Consider the following 15,203-nt stretch of genomic DNA (forward strand, 5'->3'; position numbering starts at 1 on the left):
TTAGGGTGACCCCCGGGGGCGCGCACCCCTGTGCGGTCCGGTGCCAGAACCGTGAGGGGCAGGTCGAGTTGGTGGAGTCGATGCGGCCCGGTGACCCGTCGGAGATCGGCGGTTACCGTCTGCTGGCGCGGCTGGGCGAGGGCGGCATGGGCGAGGTGTTCCTCGCCCGGACGCGCTCGGGCCGCCCGCTCGCCCTCAAGACGGTGCACCGTGAGCTGAGCGTGCAGGCGGGCTTCGCCGAGCGCTTCGACCGCGAGATCCGCACCAGTGACCGGGTCCGCGGCCCCTGGACGGTCTCGGTCGTCGACTTCAGTCCGCCCGGGGCCGCACCGCAGTGGCTGGCCACCGAATACGTCGCCGCGCCGTCCCTCGCCGACTGGGTCGGGCACCACGGCCCGCTGCCGCTGCCCGCGCTGACCGCCCTGGCGCGCGAACTGTCGGCGGCGCTCGTCACCGTGGGCGCGGCCGGTGTCGTGCACCGCGACATCAAACCGGCGAACGTGCTGCTCGGTGCCGAGCGGCCCTTCCTGATCGACTTCGGCATCGCCCGCGCCGCTCGCGACGCCCGCTACACGCAGACGGGCACCGTCATCGGAACCCCCGGCTACCTCGCGCCGGAGCAGGCCACCGGGGCCGTGGCGTCGGCTCCGGCGGACGTGTTCTCCCTCGCCGCCGTCCTCGTGTACGCCGCCACCGGCCGCAGCCCCTTCGTCGACGAGGCGGCCGAGCTGGGGCTGCCCGCCCTGCTCTACCGGATCGTCCACGACGAGCCACGCCTGGACGGGGTCCCGGAACCGCTCGCGGCTCTGGTGGCGGACTGCCTGGCCAAGGACCCACAGGCCCGCCCGACCGCCGAGCAGGTGCGGGAGCGCCTCGCGGCCGCGCCGGGCGAGCCGGACTGGAGCGGCGCGGCGCCGCCCGCCCTGGCCGAGGACATCGCCCGGCGCGAGAGCGCGCTGCGCGCGCTGCTGGCCCCGCCGGCGGAGACCGTGCCGGTGCCGCCCGCGGAGGGCGGTGCATCCGTGGCACCGGAGCTCCGGGGTGCGAGCACGGCCGGGGCCGGGGCCGCCTTCCCCGGCCCCGGCCCGGTGCCTCCCGTACCGGCGACTCCGCCCGCCGCGTGGCCCCCGGGGACGGCGCCCGCCCCGCCGCGGGGCCGGTGGGCGGCGGCGGCCCGTGGCCGGGTGATCGGTGCGACCGCGGCCGCCGTCCTCGTGGCCGGCCTGGCCGCGCTGCTGGCCGTACGCCTGGTCCCGGACGGCGACCGGGACCGCGGCCGCGCCGGTACGGGCACCGGGTCCACGCCGTCCCCGGTCGCGTCGGCCCCGGCGACGGGTACGGCAGCCGGGGCGGGCACGCTGCCCTCCGCCTGGGTGGGCACCTGGACCGGCACCGGACCGGGGACACCGGACGCGGACGGGATCACCCGGGCCCGGGTGGGCGCGTTCTCCGTCACCGTCACCCTGAACCAGGGGAAGGTGGGCGAGCTGGTGGGCCGCCAGGTCAGTGACGCCAAGGAACTGCTCACGGGGCGCAACCTGGGCTGCACGGAGGCCCTGCAACTGCGTCAACTCCGCGATGACACCGCCGTGTTCGAGGCCGCGACGAGCCACCCCACCGACCAGAACGTCGTGTTCGAATGTCCCCGCGGCAACCTCTACGTCCTGACGATGACCGAACCGGGCCGGGTGGTGACCCTGGAGTCGGAGGGCGCGCAGTCGGCGGGCGCCCCGTCCTCCTTGACCAGAAGCCCGTGACCGCGAGCCGTGACCCCGAGCCCGTGACCGCACGGGGAGGGTGCGGGGTGGGCGACGGGCGCGCCGGACGGGGCGGTGCCACGCTGGGAGGGGAGCCGCGCCGCCGCCGCCCCGGACCTCCGGTGGCCTGCGGGCGCCCCCGGCCCTCTTCCCGGAGGTGAACCATGGCCCGCACCATGGCCCGAACGGTGACGGCGAACGGTCGTCCGGCCCGGTGCCGGACCCTGCTCGTGGCGGCTGCCCTCCTGGCCGGAGCCGGCCTGCCCGCCCTGCCGCTGACGGGCGCGAACCCCGCGGCCGCCGCGGCCGCGCCGGACCGGCCGGCCGCTGCCGCCCCGGCGCCCCCGTGCGGCGCCGACCGGCTGACGGCGGGTGGCGCCGAGCGGCAGGGGACGACCGGCTTGCGGATCACCGTGGTCAACGAGGGCCCGGGGCCCTGCGTCCTCACCGGGTATCCCGCTCTGGCCCTGGCCGGGCAGGGCGCACCCGGCCGCGGCAAGCCGCTCGCGGTGACCCCGCTGGGTGCCGCCCGCCCGGTGCAGCTGGCCGCCGGGGCCGCGGCGCAGACCCGCATCTCCTTCACCCCCGTGCTCGGCGAGGCGGACGGCTACTGCGCCTCCGGAGCCGAACCCTTCGCCGCGCCCTCGATGGTCGTCGGCGTCGCCGGTGCCCGGATCCAGCTCGGGCCCGACGACGGCGGCAACTTCGCCCTGTGCGGCACGGGCGTCCGCGCCACCGCCTTCCGGCCGGCCTCCTGAGACGTCTGTGACTCCGCCCACCCTCCCTTGACCGGGCAAGGAAGGCATACCTAAGTTCGATTCATGGCCCCCCACGACCCGTCTCCTTCGCCGCAGCCCGACCCCTCCGTCGGGGCCGGCCTCGTCGACTTCGCCGTCGACCTCACCTCCCAGGAGGTGCTGCGGCGCGCCCAGGTGATGGAGGCCATCGGCCCCGACTGGGACCCGGTGGAGGTCCTCCTCGGTGAGGAGGCCGCGTACGACCTGCTGTACTCCGGGCTCGACGCCGACCAGCAGCGCCTCTACGACGAACTCGTCGCCTCCGGGGTCCTGCCCAGGCGGGGAGACGGCCTTGCTGCCTCTTGACCCGCAGGCCGACCCCGGCCGCCGCGCCTGGGTCGCCTGCCCCCGCTGCCGGGACAGCGCCGACTGCGAGCCGTGCGGGGAGCGCCGCAGCTGCTCCGTCCACTGGCGCTACCTCCTCACCAACACGGGCAGCCTCCTGCACCTCCAGTGCCCCGGCTGCACCCACGTCTGGGTCCACGAATCGGGGTTCGGTGCGACCCGCTCCCACTGGAACCGTCTCGACCCGACGCGTCCCCACCACTGACCCGCCCCGTCGGCCGACCGCTCGGCCCGCCGACCCCACCGCCGCCCCGTGAACGGTGTCGTGCCACCCGGTGACGCATTGTCCCAGTAATGTCACATTTCGCACCTTTTGGTACTACGACCTCGGGGATGTGCGTTGCGTCGACTCACCGTTTCCCTCACGCTGCTGGCCGTCGTCTCCACCGGCACCCTCTCGGGAGCCCGGGCCGTCTCCGCCGGTGCCGGCCCCGCGGCCGGTGAGCTGCGGCGCGGAACGAACATCCTCGTCGTCGGCATCGACAGCCGCGCGGGCCTCTCGGCCGCCGAGAAACGCCGTCTGCACGTGGGCGGCAAGGGCTGCAACTGCACCGACGTGATGATGCTGGTCCACCTGTCGCAGGACCGGCGGCGGGCGAGCGTGGTGTCGATCCCACGGGACTCCTACGTCGAGTACGCGCCCCTGCCCCCGTCCTCGTCGCCGGCCTCGTCCCCCGCGCCGTCGCCCGACGATTTGGGAGCTCCGGCCGCAGCGCGCAAGGGGAAGATCAACGGGGCCTACGCGCTGGGTGGCGGCCCCCTGACGGTGAAGACGGTGGAGAAGGCGACCGGCCTGCGCGTCGACCACTACCTGGAGACCGACTTCGCCGGGTTCGAGAAGACCGTCGACAACCTCGGCGGTGCCACGGTCTGCACCGACCGTCCGCTGAAGGACGAGAACTCCGGCCTGGACATCGCCGCCGGCGTCCACCACACCAACGGCAACCAGACCCTCCGCTACGTCCGCGCCCGGCACGTCAACCTCCGCCCCGGGGACCTCGGCCGGGTGCGCCGCCAGCAGCGCACGGTGAACGACCTGCTGGCCCGCTTGACCGGGGACGGAGCCCTCTCGAGCGCCCCCCGCGCCGCCGCCACGGCCCGTACCCTGCTCAAGACCGTACGCACCGACCCGCACACGGGCCTGTCCGACCTGATCGGCCTCGGCCTGGCGCTCGGCCGCCTGCGCGCCGACCGCACCGAGTTCGCGACCGTCCCCATCCGGCTGTTCGACCACCGGGTGCCCGGCGTCGGCTCCACCCTGGTGTGGGACGAGCCCCGCTCGGCCGCCCTGTGGGACGCCCTGCGCGCCGACCGGCCCATCACCGGCGACCCCGGGATCCAGCCCGTCGCCCAGAACCCCGCGCCCACCGATCCCGCCCGCATCCCGGTCGGGGTGGACGATCCGGCCGTGGCCGACGCCCTGCGCGCGAACGGCTTCGCGGTCACCGACACCTCCGCCGCGGCCCCGGCCGTACGTCCCGCCGGCGGCCCCGTCATCCGCTACCCGGCGGGCCGCGAGGAGGACGCCGACACCCTCGCCGCGGCGCTGCCCGGAGCCCGGCTGGCGGCGCTGCCCGCCGGAGCCGCCTCGTTCACGGTGTCGGTGGGGGCGGAACCCGTCCAGGTGCGCGCCGTGACGTACGACCGCAACATCGCCGACGGCGCACCGGTCACGTCCGCCACCCTGCGCTGCCCGGACCTGCCGCCCCGGGCGCCGGCCGGCCCGCAGCAGCGGTAGGCGGGGCGGAGCACCGCGGTAGGCGGGCCGGGGCGCCGCGGTAGGGGGCAGGGCCGCCGGCCGAAGCCCCGGGCGCGGCGCCGCCGCCCGAGACCGACCCGATGCAGACGCCCGACCGGAAGAGGAGCAGCCGATGCGTCTCTACGCCCAGACTCCCGGGCGGCGGAACCGCCAGATCCTCGCTGACCTGATCGCGGCGGCCGTGATCGGCGCAGCGGTGTGGTTCGCGCTCGCCGTGCACGACGCGATCATGCTGCTGGCCGAGCCGGGACGCAGGGTGGAGAGCTCCGGGGAGAGCCTCGCCTCCGCCCTCGTCGACGCGGGCGAGACGGCCTCGGGGGTGCCCCTCGTCGGCGACCTCCTGCAGAAGCCCTTCCGGACCGCGGCGGACGCCTCGACGGGATTCGCCGACGCCGGCCAGTCGCTCCAGGACGTCGTCGGCCAGGTGGCCACCCTCGCCGCCCTCGCCCTGATCGTCTTCCCGGTGGCCTTCGTCCTGCTGCTGTGGCTGCCGCTGCGCCTGCGGTGGATCCGTCGCAGCGCGGACGTCCGCCGCCTCTTCGACGCACCGGGCGGCGCCGACCTGCTCGCGCTGCGCGCCCTGAACGGGCCGCCGGGCGACCTCCTCACGGTCTCCGGCGTTTCCGTCTCACCGGCCGGGCTGGCGGACGGCTGGCGCCGCGGCGACCGGCAGATCGTCGCAGCGCTCGCGGAGGTCGCGCTCGGGCGCGCCGGACTGCGGCCCTGAGGGGGGTGGCGGGGCGGCCGCCACCCGTCACCACGGGCGGGGCGGCCTCAGTAGACGAGCTTGTACGTGACGTCCTTCGGCACCGGCGCGGGGGCCGTGTCCGTGTACACCAGCCGCATCTCCGTGAACCGGTGGGTGTCGGGGCGCTCGGGCCACGGCTGGGGCTTGGTCAGCGTCACCGTGACGGGGTAGGAGCGGAACCGTCCCGCGGCGCAGTTGGGCCGGCAGTCGTTGACGAGGTCCGTTCCGGTGGCCGTGGCGGTCTTGGGTCCCCACGTCCTCCAGTCCAGGTCGACCAGCTGGTTGTTGCCGTCGCCGCAGGCGAGGAGGTACTCGGCGGGCCGTGTCTGGGGCTGCTCGAAGCAGTCGACGACCACGAGCTGCGGTGCGGGCATGGGGGCCGCGGCGGCCGCGGGGAGGGCGGCGAGCGGCAGGGCACCCGCCACGAGCACGGCCGCGCCGCACATCAGACCGGCTGCCCGTACCCGTCCCCGGATCCGGGGGCGCCGTGCCGTGCCTGTGGCGGCATTCCTGGTTTTCCTGGCTGTCCTGACGGTGTCGGGGATGTCCACGGTGCCTCCTGCCTACTGCGTACCGCTCGCCTCGCCTGCTGTCTCCGGCCGCGCCGAGGCGGAAGGGGCACAGCCATGCCCAGCTTCGCCGATCGTGGGTGGGCCCGCACCCGGTGGGGTGTCGGCGCCGGGAACGGGCCGGCGTCGGGGTGCGGGCCGGGGGCCCTGGCCGCACGATGGGCGGGTGTCCCCGCCCGCTCTTCTCGGTCAGGAGTCGTTTGATGCTGGAGCGTACGTTGCGCAAAGGTCGTACCGAGGTCACGTTCGTGCTGCCGGCCGATGTCCCGCCAGGGCCGGTCAGCGTGGTCGGTGACTTCAACGGCTGGCAGCCCGGTGTGCACACGCTGGAGCTGCGCAGGGACGGCAAGCGCGCGGTGACGCTGACGCTGCCGAGTGAGAGCGCGCATTCGTTCCGTTACCTGGCGGCGGGTGATTACTGGTTCAACGACGAGAGCGCGGGGGACCGCGAGGGCTCCAACAGCCGCCTCCACACCTGATCGCAGCAGCCCGCCGGGTCCCCGTACGCGCAGGACGCGTACACGGGGACCCGGCGGGCTGCTGCCGTGGGTGGGTGGGCCGTGGGTCGGGCGGGTCAGAGGCCGAGGGCGATGGCGAGGCGGGTCAGCTCGGCGGTGGTGTGGACGCCCAGCTTGCTGCGGATGCGGCGCAGGTAGGCGTCGACGGTGTGCTTGGAGAGCCCCATGTGGCGGGCGGTCTGCAGGTACGTGTGACCGGCGGCGATGTGGCGGAGGGCTTCCTCCTCGCGGGGGGCGAGGGAGACGGCCTGCGGCTCGGCCTGCTGGGCCTGCTGCTGGGGCTCGGCGAGGGTGAGGCTCATGGGATGTCCTCCGGCGGTGCGGGTGGGCCATCACTGCTCACGTCCTCGGAAGCAGTCGGGAACATCGGGCGAAATGTCCCCTTTGGATTACTTCGAGCTTGGCGGCGCGATTTCGCGGCCCTGTCCGCCGTCTGTCACAGGCGTGTGACAGCGATGCGGACGGGGAACCCCTGACGGGGGCGCCCGGCGGGCGAACTGCCTGGTGGGCGGACTGGCAGGTGGCTGGGCATGCCGCCGCCGGCAGACGGCCCCGACAACACGATGCGACCGACGGACATCCCTGCGTCACCTCAATGCCACCGCAGGTCGTGTCGAGAGCGTTCAGGAGGGCACGGGCAGGAGCTGGACCAGGCCGACCCGGTGCTCCTCGTCGACTGTGGTGTGCGCGGCCCGGATCCTCCAGCGTCCGGCTGGCAGCGGGACCGCCGCCTCGGCGGGCATCCCGCCGTCGGGGTACTCGACACCCAAGTCGGAACCCGCTCCGGCGGAGTCCATGAGCACCGCCGGACCGTCCGACTCCCAGGTGCCGCACTCCTCCCACACCGTGGCCGGGTCTGCGAGGGCGGCATCTGCCGCGGCTCTCACGCCCCGCTCGGAGCCGGCGGCGAGCCACCGCAAGAAGGTCCGGCTCTCGGGCAGATAGCAGCTGGTGGCCGGTTCGTCCGCGAGTACCAGTGCCTGCGCACCGTTCTCACCGACGGGAATCACACCGGCCAGATCCTCCAGCGCGCAGGCACGGTCGTAGTCGTCCGGAGCGGTGCCATCCCCCGCCATGACACCACTCTCGGTGCAGCCGCCCCAGGAGGCCAGGGCCGAGACGGGGACAACGATCAGAGGGCCGCCCATCGACTCCACCCAGACAGGGGAAGGACGGGAGGCAGCGTCTGCGGTCGACGAGGAGGGGTTCATGCCGCCAGTGTCGCCTCACCCACCGACAACACCCGCTTGCTCAGGGAGTGAGGCGCAGCAGTGGCGGGGCAGCCTCTAGCATCACCTCCCGTGATCACAGTCGTCGTTACCATCGCGCTGGCCTTCGCCGGTTATGTCGCCACCTACCTCAACGGCTTGCGCATGTCACAGCGCCAAGAACGCCTGGCTCGCCTGAACCGGCAGCTCAGCGATTTCTACGGACCGCTGTTCGCCCTCACGGAAGCCAACGGCCGCATCTTCGCCGCGTTCAGGGAACGCAACGCCCGCCCAGACGGCAGGTCGCCCTTCGCGCACGAGACACCGCCGACCGAGGAGGAACTCGCCGAGTGGCGCTTGTGGGTGAAGACGGTGTTCCTCCCGAACATCCAGGCGATGCGCGACCTCGTCATCAAGCGCGCCGACCTCTTGAGCGAACCGGAGATGCCGCCGATCCTGCTCCAGCTGTGCGCACACGTTTCCGGCTACGAGATCACGGCCGCCCGGTGGGAGCAGGGACGCTACGACGAGCACCAGTCCGTGGTCCCCTTCCCCAGCGAGGAGATAGCCGCGTACGCCCGGCAGGGGTTCGCAGGTTTGAAGCAGCAGCAGGGCCGCCTGCTCGGGCGACGGCAGGCCGGCTGACCCGGAGGAACGCCCCCCGCAGCCTGCCGACCGCCCAGAGCAAATCCGCGGGAGCCGAAGGCTCTCCGGCGACAAGACTGCACCGGTGAACACCCTGCCACCGCCCCGTGACCCGCGCGCCCGCGACCTCGTACTCGACTACGCGGACATGCACGATCTGGTTGCCGATCTGGCTCTGCCCGGCGGCGCATCGATGTACGTCATGAGTGCGCTGGAAACCTCCCGCGACCTCATCCGGCACTCCTCCTACAGGTACGAGTTCGCCACCGTCGCCGTCACGCACTCCCTGTTGGCCCTGGAACACGTCCTCGCCGAGCGTCTGGCCACGAACGAACCGCTCCACACCCTCATCGAGCGAGCCACCGGAACAGGCCTCATCACCGCTGAACTCGCCGCCGCACTCGACCGCGGCCGACTGCTGCGCGACGAGCTCGGGCAAGGTGCCGAGTCGAGTGCCGCCCTCCGCCCACTCCGGGCCGTCACCATGGTGCGCGCCGTCTTCGACGCCGTCTCCCTGCTCCTTCGCCCACCGTCCACGCCAGAGGCGACAGCCACCGCCCCGGGCGGAGCGCAGCCTGCCGGGGACCTCGCCCGGCTGTGGGAGGCCCACCTGCGCGCACTGTTTCCCGACGGCTTCCGCGGCGTGGACTCCGACGGCGTGGACCTGCTCCTCCTCGACGCCGATGTCGCCGGCCTCGTACAGAGGGAGCTGACGGGCGGACTCGACGACAGAGGCCTCGCCCACCTCTGGGGCTGCATCGCCAACCTCGACAAGGTCATCCCTCTGATCAACGAGGAGTACTGCGCTTCCTACTTCACGAAGCTCCGCACGATGGCCCAGGTCGCCGCAGCACCCCACACACCTCCAGCGAGTTGACGGCCGGACGCGAACCGGAGGCCAGCGGCCTTCCCGCGACGCAGCATGAAATCCGCTTCCCGGAACGGTTCTTGGCCTGCACGATCACCTCGGACGCGAGCTGTGCAGGACTGCTCGTGCGTGCTCTTCCTCGGCCTTCTCCAGCGCGCTGATCGTTCGGCGGCGCCAACGTACGCTGACTGCAATGACAATCATGCCACCCAGCAGGCTGAACAGCGGAACGCCCCAGGCTGCGGCCACAAACAGAGTTCCGAGCGATTCCATCACGCCCCCTCTCAGGGCGACAGTACTCCGCAAGGAGCCGCGCCAGGTCCACGGGGCGGTTGAAAGCCGGAGGCGAGAGCGGCGCACCGAACGCCGTACTCGGTGGAGCACCCGTGCAAGTACGACGACACGTGCACTGGAAGTGGTTGGCGCGGCACACCGCGGCACCACCAAGGCCTTGGCTGTCTCGGACCGCTGACTCATCTCTCCGACGGGCCGGCCCTGTTGTCAGGTTCGGTCTGCCCGCACTGCGACACGGAGGCAGGCCGCCGATCGTCCTATCGGGCTGCCGTGGCAAGCCGCGCGCTTCCGGCCGGCTGGGCGATCGAGGACGGTGTGGGCGCTCGCTTCACGGACGGTCTGCTGACGGACTCCGTGACGCGCACGCCTCGGGCCTGCCCGTATCGGCTAGAGCCCGGGAAGGATGGCGGAGTACACGAGCAGGCCATGCAATGCCGCCTGCTCCCTGCCGGACAACAGCCCACGTTGGGCTGACGCGGAGTTCGTGCCGGGCGTTCCACAGTCGTCCGGCGAAGTCGGTCATCGGCTGCGGCGGGGGTATGCCGCTTCCGTCGTGTCTCCGTGACATGCCGGCCTCTAGAGGCCCAAATCCACAACGAAGCCCGAAAAGGTAGGCGCCACCACCCGCCACCGACACATGCTCGGGTCTGCCCGGAAGTCACTGCCTACGACGCGAGGCTCTGAGGGGTCGGACCGATAGTCGAGTGCCAGGGCTCCGTCGTCGCCGGGGTTGCGGGTGATGGCAATCAGCACAGCCTGTTCTGCATCGAGCCACGGTAGCTCGAGCGGGATGGCTGCCCTGCTTCCACGTGCCACGCGGAAGTAGGTGGAGTGTGGATCGTCGGCGAGCAGGTCCATTGCTTGGGACGCGAACGTCATCTGCTCTGGGCTGCACACGAAGGAAAGCGGGTCTTCGAACCACGGAATGACCTTCGTCAGGATGGCATCGCCCGGGTGACGCCAGAGGCCGCGATCCATGAGGGACGCCAGTTGGTTAGGCAGAGCAAGTCCGCGGACTATCGAAGGCGTCATGGCCCACAGCCTCGCACGCCAGGTCACACCACAGCGTTGGGCTGACGCCAACAAGAAGTCAGAACCTGGTCGTGCTCGGTTGTGTGAGGCTGAAGCGGAGTTCGGTCACTGCGGCGGCAAGGTCGGCTGGCATCTCGCCCTCCATGGGCAGAGCGCATGACAGGAACAACCGCACTGCCCGCACCAGTTCGTGCGGTGTTCCCTCGTTCAGGGCCTGGCCGACCGCAGACAGAGGGGTGACGATCTCGATTTCCACGGCGTCCGGCAGAGCGTCCAGGTATTGGTAGTCCTCTGTGAGGACGAGGTTCACGATGTGGGTCGCCGCCTGCCGAGTTCTGTGGTCTGCGCTCATGGCGGGCAGTATGCACGAGCAGGGATTCCGCCGGAGCACGTCCAGCCTGTTTCCATGACCCATCGAGCAGCGCTCTCATCGATCGCTACCTCCTGGTGGCGGGCCTGGCCGTGGAGCCCGGGGTTGTCCGGTGTCATCACGGGTTGGGCGTTGGCCGCTCTTCATGTCGGTGGAGGCGCGAGAGGCGAAGCTGGCCCTCGGCGCAGATTTCTGGGTCGGTGTCAGTGGTCAGTGATCGGAGTTGTGTGATCAGCTCGGCGCCGTCTTCTCGGGTTGTCCAGCGTGGGCCGCAGTCGAGTTCGGCGGCGAGCTGGTCGGCTGTTGCTTCGTCGGATGCGGTGTAGGACACCGGCAACGCCTTCGATGTGTGGTGCCGCGGCACGCCGTCGTCCCGCGGCTGCTCTCATGTGCCGGGCCGGGGAGTCGGCGTCGGTGATGGAGCGGCGACGCTCGTGTTCTGCGAAGGCTTCCATGGCGTCAGGGTGCCGGCCGGATGTCTCGTTCGGGCTTCGCCGAGGCGACGACGTTGTCGTGTGCTGGTTGGTGCGTCGCGGTGTGTCGCGGTGGTGCGGGGGTGTGGGTTTCGTGTGGTGTCCGTCTTGGTGGCTGGTGTGGTCACCGTTCGGTGGCCAGTGAGCCCCCGCCAACCTGAAGTCGCAGTTGGAGTCGGGTGCCACGGGCGGGAACGGTGCGGAGCTTGATCAGGATTCGCCGGTACTTGAGATGGGCGAAGCAGTGCTTGGCCGGTGCCCATCCGGTCGCGAGGACGCGGTGGGCTTCCTTCTGGACCGGGGTGAGCTTCTGAGTGCGGCCGGTCGGCCGGGGTAGACGGCTGACCGGCCCGCCCATCGGCGCGGCCAGAACTCAGGAGAGGACACGATCAGCGTGAGCGACGCCGAGCACCGGAAGCAGACCCCCGACGGAGCGGCCGAACTCCTGGTTCGCTGCCTGGAGAACGAGGGCGTCGAGGTGGTGTTCGGCGTACCCGGCGAGGAGAACATCCGCTTCACCAACGCCCTCGCCCGCTCGGAGAAGATCCGCTACGTCCTCACCCGGCACGAGCAGGCCGCGTCCTTCATGGCGGAGATGCACGGCCGGCTCACCGGCTCGGCCGGCGTGATGTCCGCGACGCTGGGTCCCGGCGCGATCAACCTGATGCTGGGCGTCGCCGACGCCATGACGAACAGCACGCCCGTCGTCGCGATCACCGCGCAGGTCGGCAAGGAGCGCAACTACAAGGAGTCCCACCAGTTCGTGGACCTGGTGAGTATGTTCGCCCCGGTCACGAAGTGGTCGGCGGAGGTCCCGGCCACCCAGGCCATCCCCGAGATGGTGCGGCGCGCGTTCAAGACCGCGGAGTCCGAGCGGCCCGGCGCCGTCTACCTCGCCGTGCCCGAGGACGTCGACGCGGCGACGGACGGCTCGGACCTGCGCCCGCTGCGCAGGAACGTCGTACAGCCCGAGGCACCGTCCCCGAAGCAGATCGAGCGAGCGGCGGAGTTGCTGCGGGAGGCCCGCCGACCGGTGATCCTCGCCGGACACGGCGCGGCGCGCGGCGGCGCCGCGGAGTCGCTGACGGCGTTCGCCACCGCACTCGACGTGTCGACGGCGACCACCTTCCACGGCAAGGGCGTTCTGCCCGACGACCACCCCTGCGCGACCGGCACGTTCGGCTTCATGCGGCGCGACTACACCAACTTCGGGTTCGAGCAGGCCGACGTCATCATCGCCGTCGGCTACGAGCTGCAGGAGTTCGACCCGTCCCGGATAAACCCGGACGGTGACAAGAAGATCATCCACATCCACCGCGTCCCGGCGGAGGTGGACGACAGCTACTCGGTCGACGTCGGCATCATCGGCGACATCTCGGCCTCCCTCGACGCCCTCGCCACCGAACTCAAGGGCCTGCGCTGGACCATCGACGACGCGGACACCACGGCCACCCGCGCGCTGCTGGCCAAGGAACTCGAGCAGGGCGCCGCGGACGAGCGCTACCCGCTCGCCCCGCAGCGCGTCATCGCCGACACCCGCGCCGCGCTCGGTCGCGACGACATCGTGCTGGTCGACACCGGCGCGCTGAAGATGTGGATGGCCCGGCTCTACCCGACGTACGCGCCGAACACCTGCCTCATCTCCAACGGCTTGTCCACCATGGGCTTCTCGCTGCCGGGCGCGCTCGCGGTCCAGCTCGCCAGGCCGCAGACGAAGGTGCTGGCGGCGGTCGGCGACGGCTCGTTCCTCATGCACTCCCAGGAGATCGAGACGGCGGTCCGCGAGAACATTCCGCTGACCGTGCTGATCTGGGAGGACAACGGCTACGGGCTCATCAAGTGGAAGATGGACCTGGAGGTCGGGGAAAACTCCAACACCGACTTCGGCAACCCGGACATCGTCCAGTACGCCCGCAGCTTCGGCGCGAAGGGCTACCACATCGAGTCCGCCGGGGACCTGCTGCCGACGCTCCGTGAGGCACTGGCGGACCCGGGCGTGTCGATCATCAACTGCCCGGTGGACTACGCCGAGAACATGAACCTCATCAAGCACCTCGGGCACCTCGATTCGGCGCTCTGACCCGCCCGCGGCGCGGCCCGACCCCCGCACGGGCCGCGCGACGGCCCTCCCGCAAGGGCGGTGCCGACTGGTCTCCGGCATCGCGTGGCATTTCCGCGGCGCGGGGTAGACGGCCAGCGTGAGGTTCGAACGGTCGAGGAGAGGAACGATGGTGATGCGTGCTCGGAGCATAGGTGCGGCAGCCGCCACGGGGTTGGCGTTGGTGGCCGCCCGTGACCTCGTGCAGAAGAAGCACGCGCTGCTGAGGAACTTCCCCCTGGTGGGACACGCCAGGTATGTGCTGGAGACGATCGGCCCCGAGCTACGGCAGTACATCGTGACGTCCAACGACGAGGAGCGTCCCTTCAGCCGTGACCAGCGCAGCTGGATCTACGCGTCGGCGAAGGGGGAGAACAACTACTTCGGGTTCGGCACCGACAACGACATCGAGCACGAGCAGGGGCATGCATACGTGAAGCAGCGTACGTTCGCCGGTGCGCTGCCCGATCCGAGCGACCCGCAAGCGGCGTTGCCCTCGGCCAAGGTGCTCGGCGGGCCGCGCGGCCGCGCGAAGGCGTTCCGCCCGGCGAGCGTGGTCAACATCTCTGCGATGAGCTTCGGCTCGCTGTCCGGCGCGGCCGTCACGGCGCTCAACAAGGGCGCGGCGCTGGCCGGGACGATGCAGAACACCGGCGAGGGCGGGCTGTCGCCCTACCACCTCAACGGCGGGGACCTCGTCCTCCAGATCGGTACGTCGTACTTCGGCTGCCGCAACGAGGACGGGACGTTCAACCTCGACAAGCTCAAGTCCGTGGTCGCGGACGCGCCCGTCAAGGCGATCGAGATCAAGCTCTCGCAGGGCGCGAAGCCGGGGCTCGGAGGCATGCTGCCGGGCGCGAAGGTGACCGACGAGATTGCCGAGATCCGCGGCATTCCCGCGGGCGAGGACTGCGCTTCGCCGTCGCGGCACACCGCGTTCCACGACGTGGACTCGATGCTCGACTTCGTGGAACTGCTGGCCACGGAGACCGGATTGCCGGTCGGGATCAAGAGCGCCATCGGGGAGATGGACTTCTGGGAGGAACTCGCCACGCTGATGGAGCGGGGTGAGCGAGGGGTCGACTTCGTGACCGTCGACGGTGGGGAAGGCGGCACCGGGGCCGCTCCCCAGATCTTCGCCGACTCGGTGTCGCTGCCGTTCCGCGTGGGCTTCTCCCGCGTCTACGGCGTGTTCGCCGAGCGGGGCCTGACCGACGACATCACCTTCATCGGCTCCGGCAAGCTCGGCCTGCCCGAGAACGCCGTCGTCGCGTTCGCCCTCGGCGTCGACATGATCAACGTGGGCCGTGAGGCGATGCTGTCCATCGGCTGCATCCAGGCCCAGAAGTGCCACACCGACAAGTGCCCCACCGGCATCGCCACCCAGAACCCGTGGCTGGCGCGCGGCATCGACGCGCCCTCGAAGGGCATCCGGGCCGCGATGTACCTGCGCACCCTGCGCAAGGAGCTGCTCAAGGTCTCGGGCGCCGTCGGTGTCCCCCACCCGTCGCTCATCACCCCCACCGACATAGAGATCCTGAACGGCGACTACGACGCCCGCACCCTGGGGAGCGTGTACGGCTACAAGGACGGCTGGGGCTCGCTCGGGCCGGAGCTCGCCCATGACATAGCCGAACTGCTCACCCCCTGAGCCGGCCACCCGGCCACCTGTCTTCAACCGCATGCCCTGCGCAGCACGCCCACCGAGTGGACGGCGGTGCG

General features: G+C 71.6%; 18 protein-coding genes. 11 read left to right on the forward strand and 7 right to left on the reverse strand.

Features of this window, described 5'->3' with window-relative positions; genetic code table 11:
• The first annotated feature begins 80 nt into the window (after window positions 1-80).
• The 6 genes from ACPU2J_RS34985 to ACPU2J_RS35010 all read left to right on the forward strand — a co-directional run bounded on the left by ACPU2J_RS34985 (window position 81) and on the right by ACPU2J_RS35010 (window position 5,385).
• The gene (locus ACPU2J_RS34985) at window positions 81-1,757 is read left to right on the forward strand and encodes a serine/threonine-protein kinase (protein ID WP_423835046.1); all 1,677 of its coding nucleotides are present in this window, start codon (window positions 81-83) and stop codon (window positions 1,755-1,757) included.
• Window positions 1,758-1,921: 164 nt separating this feature from the next.
• Window positions 1,922-2,515 carry a DUF4232 domain-containing protein gene (locus ACPU2J_RS34990; RefSeq protein WP_420078063.1) on the forward strand — a complete coding sequence of 198 codons (594 nt, stop codon included), beginning with the start codon at window positions 1,922-1,924 and terminating at the stop codon, window positions 2,513-2,515.
• Window positions 2,516-2,578: 63 nt separating this feature from the next.
• Complete coding sequence (locus ACPU2J_RS34995) at window positions 2,579-2,860, forward strand: DUF6400 family protein (protein WP_365081905.1); 282 nt, start codon at window positions 2,579-2,581, stop codon at window positions 2,858-2,860.
• A complete protein-coding gene (locus tag ACPU2J_RS35000; protein ID WP_361607123.1) occupies window positions 2,847-3,104 on the forward strand; it encodes a hypothetical protein in 258 nt (85 codons plus the stop codon). Before ACPU2J_RS34995 ends, ACPU2J_RS35000 begins: the two co-directional genes overlap by 14 nt.
• 135 nt (window positions 3,105-3,239) lie before the next feature.
• Window positions 3,240-4,637, forward strand: a complete 1,398-nt coding sequence (locus tag ACPU2J_RS35005) for an LCP family protein (RefSeq protein ID WP_420078062.1) — start codon at window positions 3,240-3,242, stop codon at window positions 4,635-4,637.
• Window positions 4,638-4,770: 133 nt separating this feature from the next.
• A complete protein-coding gene (locus tag ACPU2J_RS35010) occupies window positions 4,771-5,385 on the forward strand; it encodes a hypothetical protein (RefSeq protein WP_420078061.1) in 615 nt (204 codons plus the stop codon).
• A gap of 47 nt (window positions 5,386-5,432) precedes the next feature.
• On the opposite strand, the gene ACPU2J_RS35015 is transcribed toward ACPU2J_RS35010, so the two are convergent.
• Window positions 5,433-5,957, reverse strand: a complete 525-nt coding sequence (locus ACPU2J_RS35015; protein ID WP_420078060.1) for a hypothetical protein — start codon at window positions 5,955-5,957, stop codon at window positions 5,433-5,435.
• A 221-nt stretch (window positions 5,958-6,178) separates the two neighbouring features.
• Here ACPU2J_RS35015 and ACPU2J_RS35020 point away from each other — a divergent pair, with 221 nt between their 5' ends.
• Window positions 6,179-6,454: an isoamylase early set domain-containing protein gene (locus ACPU2J_RS35020; RefSeq protein ID WP_361607135.1), complete on the forward strand. Its 276-nt coding sequence runs from the start codon at window positions 6,179-6,181 to the stop codon at window positions 6,452-6,454.
• 95 nt (window positions 6,455-6,549) lie between these two features.
• Here ACPU2J_RS35020 and ACPU2J_RS35025 read toward each other — a convergent pair whose 3' ends face one another.
• Together ACPU2J_RS35025 and ACPU2J_RS35030 are read right to left on the reverse strand one after the other, a co-directional pair.
• Window positions 6,550-6,795 carry a response regulator transcription factor gene (locus tag ACPU2J_RS35025; protein WP_420078059.1) on the reverse strand — a complete coding sequence of 82 codons (246 nt, stop codon included), beginning with the start codon at window positions 6,793-6,795 and terminating at the stop codon, window positions 6,550-6,552.
• Window positions 6,796-7,116: 321 nt separating this feature from the next.
• Window positions 7,117-7,704: an Imm21 family immunity protein gene (locus tag ACPU2J_RS35030; protein WP_423834880.1), complete on the reverse strand. Its 588-nt coding sequence runs from the start codon at window positions 7,702-7,704 to the stop codon at window positions 7,117-7,119.
• A 90-nt stretch (window positions 7,705-7,794) separates the two neighbouring features.
• Here ACPU2J_RS35030 and ACPU2J_RS35035 point away from each other — a divergent pair, with 90 nt between their 5' ends.
• Both ACPU2J_RS35035 and ACPU2J_RS35040 read left to right on the forward strand, forming a co-directional pair.
• Complete coding sequence (locus ACPU2J_RS35035) at window positions 7,795-8,346, forward strand: hypothetical protein (protein ID WP_401169997.1); 552 nt, start codon at window positions 7,795-7,797, stop codon at window positions 8,344-8,346.
• Between the two features lie 85 nt (window positions 8,347-8,431).
• Entirely contained in the window at window positions 8,432-9,223 is a 792-nt protein-coding gene (locus ACPU2J_RS35040) for a hypothetical protein (protein WP_423834881.1), read from the forward strand.
• A gap of 84 nt (window positions 9,224-9,307) precedes the next feature.
• Here ACPU2J_RS35040 and ACPU2J_RS35045 read toward each other — a convergent pair whose 3' ends face one another.
• The 4 genes from ACPU2J_RS35045 to ACPU2J_RS35060 form a co-directional block, all read right to left on the reverse strand.
• Window positions 9,308-9,487 (reverse strand): hypothetical protein, encoded by a 180-nt coding sequence (locus tag ACPU2J_RS35045; RefSeq protein WP_423834882.1) that lies wholly within the window; start codon window positions 9,485-9,487, stop codon window positions 9,308-9,310.
• Window positions 9,488-10,084: 597 nt separating this feature from the next.
• Window positions 10,085-10,486: a hypothetical protein gene (locus ACPU2J_RS35050; protein ID WP_420078058.1), complete on the reverse strand. Its 402-nt coding sequence runs from the start codon at window positions 10,484-10,486 to the stop codon at window positions 10,085-10,087.
• A gap of 112 nt (window positions 10,487-10,598) precedes the next feature.
• Window positions 10,599-10,892, reverse strand: coding sequence for a hypothetical protein (locus tag ACPU2J_RS35055; RefSeq protein ID WP_423834883.1), 294 nt, complete (start codon window positions 10,890-10,892; stop codon window positions 10,599-10,601).
• Between the two features lie 136 nt (window positions 10,893-11,028).
• A complete protein-coding gene (locus tag ACPU2J_RS35060; protein WP_423834884.1) occupies window positions 11,029-11,241 on the reverse strand; it encodes a hypothetical protein in 213 nt (70 codons plus the stop codon).
• A 536-nt stretch (window positions 11,242-11,777) separates the two neighbouring features.
• On the opposite strand from ACPU2J_RS35060, the gene ACPU2J_RS35065 reads away from it, so the two are divergent.
• Together ACPU2J_RS35065 and ACPU2J_RS35070 are read left to right on the forward strand one after the other, a co-directional pair.
• On the forward strand, window positions 11,778-13,463 hold the full coding sequence (locus ACPU2J_RS35065; protein WP_420078053.1) for an acetolactate synthase large subunit: 1,686 nt from the start codon (window positions 11,778-11,780) through the stop codon (window positions 13,461-13,463).
• Between the two features lie 154 nt (window positions 13,464-13,617).
• On the forward strand, window positions 13,618-15,132 hold the full coding sequence (locus tag ACPU2J_RS35070; protein ID WP_423834886.1) for an FMN-binding glutamate synthase family protein: 1,515 nt from the start codon (window positions 13,618-13,620) through the stop codon (window positions 15,130-15,132).
• Window positions 15,133-15,203: the final 71 nt, after the last annotated feature.

Source organism: Streptomyces manipurensis, from assembly GCF_049570255.1.
GTDB lineage: Bacteria > Actinomycetota > Actinomycetes > Streptomycetales > Streptomycetaceae > Streptomyces > Streptomyces manipurensis.